Genomic DNA, 4,345 nt, shown 5'->3' with positions numbered 1-4,345 from the left:
GCCTGGGCGATGATCACCCAGATCAGCAACTGAAGCAGGTAGTTGGCGAAGTTCAGCAGTTCGACGAGCGTGTTCATGCGGTGGCGGCGGTCCTTCGGTCCGTGGCGGCGCGGCTGGGATCGCCATGCCTCTAGCGGCTTGACGCGCCCACCGCTAGACCATCGCGCGTGTCGGCCACCGTTCCACATCCAGCGCCAGTGTATCTGACGGCATTGGCGCTGGCGCGTTTCCGCAACCATGCCGAAACCCGGCTTGCGCCGGGCAGCGCGCCGCTGGTGCTGCTGACGGGGGCGAACGGCGCCGGGAAAACCAATGTGCTGGAAGCGGCGTCACTGTTGGCCGTCGGGCGCGGGATGCGCGGGGCGGCGCTGTCGCAGATGGCGATGGCCGGTGGCGAAGGCGGTTTCGAGGTGCGCGCCAGCCTGCTGGCCGACCCCGGCCTGCCGCCGGTCGAAGTGCGCACCTTCGCACTGCCTGAAGCGCCCGAGCGCAGGCAGCTCAGGCTGAACGGCGCAGCGGCGCCGCTGTCCACCCTTTCCGACTGGTCGGCGCAACTGTGGCTGACTCCGGCGATGGACCGGCTGTTTTCCGATACCGCCTCGGCGCGAAGGCGGTTCCTCGACCGGTTGGTGCTGGCGCTGCATCCCGGCCATGCCGGCCACGCCAGCCGCTACGAAGCAGCGATGCGCGCGCGCACCCGGCTGCTGACGGCGGACACGCCCGCCGACCCCGGCTGGCTGGACGCGCTGGAGGCGCAGATGGCCGAACATGGTGCGGCAGTCGCCGGTGCCCGGCTGGATACCGTCTCGGCGCTTGCGGCGGCCCTTGCCAGCGCGCCATCCGAAGGCTTTCCCCGCCCGATGATCAGCCTTGCCGACGGCGGTGTCGCCGACCTGCCGTCAAGGCTGCGGTCGGCGCGGGCCGCCGATCGCACGGCCGGCCGCGCAACGCATGGCCCGCATCGCGCGGACCTTGCGGTCGTGCATGCCGAAAAGGACATGCCGGCGGCGCTTGCCTCGACCGGTGAACAAAAGGCGCTGCTGGTGTCGATCCTGCTGGCGCACGCGGCGCTGGTTGCCGCGCGTTCCGGGCGGACGCCGCTGCTGCTTCTCGATGAGGCGGCGGCGCACCTCGATCCAGACCGGCGGCGGGCGTTCTTCCGCCACGTCGCGGGGCTTGGCGGGCAGGCATGGGCTACAGGAACCGACGCTGCGCTGTTCGACGGCCTTGAAGGCGCGCGCTACCATGTTTCCGGGGGGCGGGTGGACGCCGCCTGACGCCTGCTTTTGCTGGCGTTTGCCGTGGGCCGCCCCTATACCCCCGACATGAGTCAGGAAGAAAACCGGTCGACGGCCGCCAGCGGTCAGTATGGTGCTGAATCCATTCAGGTTCTGAAAGGCCTGGAAGCGGTGCGCAAGCGCCCCGGCATGTATATCGGCGACACCGACGACGGTTCCGGCCTGCACCATATGGTGTTCGAGGTTTCCGACAACGCCATCGACGAAGCCCTTGCCGGCCATTGCGACCGGGTACTTATCCGCCTGAACGCGGACGGCTCGGTCACGGTCGAGGACAACGGCCGGGGCATCCCGACCGGCATCCACCCGGTCGAGGGTGTGTCAGCCGCCGAGCTGGTGATGACGCAGTTGCACGCGGGCGGCAAGTTCAACAACCAGGACGGCAACAGCTACAAGGTGTCCGGCGGTCTGCACGGAGTCGGTGTGTCGGTCGTCAATGCGCTTTCGGAATGGACCGAGCTTCGCATCTGGCGCGACAACCACGAACATTTCATGCGCTTCCGGCATGGTGTCCCCGAGGCGCCCTTGGCCGTCGTCGGCGATCAGGGCGACAAGCGCGGCACCAGCGTCACCTTCCTCCCCTCGATCGAGACATTCCGCACCGGGATCGAGTTCGACTTCACCCGCCTCGAACATCGCTACCGCGAGCTGGCGTTCCTGAACTCTGGCGTGCGGCTGCTGCTGGTCGATGACCGCCATGCCGACCGCCGCGAGATCGAGCTGTTCTATGAAGGCGGCCTGACCGAGTTCGTGCGCTGGCTGGATCGCGCCAAGACGCCGCTGGTGGCGGAACCGATTGCCATTCGCGGCCAGCGCGACGACATCGGCATCGAAGTCGCGCTGCAATGGAACGACAGCTACTACGAAAATGTTCTGGCCTTCACCAACAACATCCCGCAGCGCGACGGCGGCACCCATATGGCGGCGTTCCGCGCGGCGCTTACGCGAACCCTGAACAATTACGCCGACAAATCGGGCCTGCTGAAGAAGGAAAAAGTCGGCCTTTCGGGCGATGACATGCGCGAAGGCCTGACCGCCGTCGTCTCGGTCAAGCTGCCGGATCCCAAGTTCTCCAGCCAGACCAAGGACAAGCTGGTTTCCTCGGAAGTGCGCCAGCCGCTGGAATCGCTGCTGGCCGACAAGCTGGCGGAATGGCTTGAGGAAAACCCCCAGCACGCGCGCACGATCGTGCAGAAGATCATCGATGCGGCGATCGCCCGCGAAGCCGCCCGCAAGGCGCGCGAGGCCAGCCGCAAGTCGGCGCTGACCGTTGCCTCGCTGCCGGGGAAGCTGGCCGACTGCCAGGAAAAAGATCCGGCGAAATCCGAACTGTTCCTCGTCGAGGGGGATTCGGCCGGCGGTTCGGCCAAGCAGGGCCGCGACCGGCAATACCAGGCCATCCTGCCGTTGCGCGGCAAGATCCTGAACGTCGAGCGTGTCCGCTTCGACCGCATGCTTTCCTCGCGGGAAATCGGCACGCTGATTCAGGCGCTGGGTGCAGGCATCGGTTCCGAAGAATTCAACCTTGAAAAGCTGCGTTATCACAAGATCGTCATCATGACCGACGCAGACGTCGACGGGGCGCACATCCGCACCCTGCTGCTGACCTTCTTCTACCGGCAGATGCCCGAGCTGATCCGCCACGGCCACCTGTTCATCGCGCAGCCGCCTCTCTACAAGGTCACGCGCGGACGTTCCGAAGTCTATCTGAAGGACGAGGCCGCTCTCGAGGACTATCTGGTGACGGCGGGTTCTGCCGGTGTTTCCTTCGCACTTGGCAGCGAAACCGTGTCGGGGGCCGACCTTGGCGCACTTGTCGATCATGCGCGCCGGATGCGCAGGCTGATGGCCTATGTGCCGCGCCGCTATCCGGCTGCACTGATCGAGGCGCTGGCGATGGCGGGCGCGTTCGACCCTGCGATCACCGATCGCCATGCCGCCGCCGACCGGCTGGCGGCCTGGCTGAACGAGGGATCGTCCGGCTGGACAGCCGAACCGGGTGAAGACGGCGGCTTCATCGTTCGCCATCTCGATCGTGGCGTGACCGATGCAACCATCATCGATCGCGCGTTCGTTGCTTCGGCCGAAGCGCGCAAGCTGCATGTGCTGGCATCTGAACAGGCCGAACGCTGGCGCAGTGCAGGCGCCATCGGCGCCAACCCGGTGCGGCGCCCGTCGGAACTGCTGGATGCGGTGATGGATGCCGGCCGCAAGGGGCTGGCGGTGCAGCGCTACAAGGGCCTTGGCGAAATGAACGCCGAGCAACTGTGGGAAACGACACTCGATCCATCCGCCCGCACGCTGCTGCAGGTGGAAGTGGGCGACGCAACCCTGGCCGACGAAACCTTCACCCGGCTGATGGGCGACATTGTCGAACCCCGGCGCGAGTTCATTCAGGAAAACGCGCTGTCGGTCGCCAATCTGGATATCTAGCCGGGCCGGGCGGCAGCCTGCCTATTGGCAGGATCGCATGCCGCCGACTGGAAAGCTCATGGCTTCGGTGCCCGCCGACAGCGGTTCGATCCGCATCGAGCCGCTGTCGATGATGGCGCCGCCCGCCACACCGGGCGTCGGGGCATAGTCCAGCACGACCGTGATCTTGTAGCCGTGGCCGCCGAACGTGCCGGGCGCGATTTCGGCGATGTCGAACATCTGCCGGTCCCGGCGAAGGCGCATTGTGCGGGCTGCTTCGTCGATCATGGCGATGCGGAACGGCGGTTCCTGCTTCAGCCACAGAAAGGTAAGGCAGCGGCCCGGCTCGGCCTTCTGGGCGGGGAGTTCCGTCAGCCCCAGTACCGATGCGGCGGCGGCCGCAAGCACGAACATGCTCATGGGGCCACCTCCAGCAGGGCGTTGACGGTCTGGTCCTGATTGGGTGCGATCTTCACCTGCACGAAGCGTGCGCCCTTCGATTCCAGTCGGGCAAGGATCGGCAGCAGCGTCGTCGATCGCGCGGCCGGAACGAGGATCTGCGCCGGGTTCGCCCCGCCCCGGCTTTCGGCTAGCCCCGCCGCCTGTAGTGCAGCGACGATGTCATTGCCGGAAAG

The 4,345-nt window shown here is 66.7% G+C and carries 5 protein-coding genes; 2 read left to right on the top strand and 3 right to left on the bottom strand.

The genetic code is table 11. From position 1 onward, the window contains the following. The coding region (locus AC16JP_RS11450) for a hypothetical protein (RefSeq protein ID WP_484340745.1) at positions 1-188 on the bottom strand (188 nt) is incomplete at its 3' end. Positions 189-197: 9 nt separating this feature from the next. On the opposite strand from AC16JP_RS11450, the gene recF reads away from it, so the two are divergent. After that, positions 198-1,277, top strand: coding sequence for a DNA replication/repair protein RecF (recF, locus tag AC16JP_RS11445; protein ID WP_484340744.1), 1,080 nt, complete (start codon positions 198-200; stop codon positions 1,275-1,277). A 48-nt stretch (positions 1,278-1,325) separates the two neighbouring features. Next, on the top strand, positions 1,326-3,731 hold the full coding sequence (gene gyrB, locus AC16JP_RS11440; protein WP_484340746.1) for a DNA topoisomerase (ATP-hydrolyzing) subunit B: 2,406 nt from the start codon (positions 1,326-1,328) through the stop codon (positions 3,729-3,731). 21 nt (positions 3,732-3,752) lie between these two features. Here the strand turns inward: gyrB and AC16JP_RS11435 are convergent, their stop codons facing one another. Then, complete coding sequence (locus tag AC16JP_RS11435; RefSeq protein ID WP_484340743.1) at positions 3,753-4,130, bottom strand: hypothetical protein; 378 nt, start codon at positions 4,128-4,130, stop codon at positions 3,753-3,755. Next, positions 4,127-4,345, bottom strand: a 219-nt coding sequence (locus tag AC16JP_RS11430; protein ID WP_484340742.1) for a hypothetical protein, incomplete at its 5' end; no start/stop codon positions are given. The genes AC16JP_RS11435 and AC16JP_RS11430, both read right to left, overlap by 4 nt.

The sequence above is a fragment of the Sandaracinobacteroides sp. genome, from assembly GCF_057137845.1.
The sequence above is the reverse complement of the archived record's forward strand: the minus strand, read 5'-3'. Positions and strand labels throughout refer to the sequence as shown.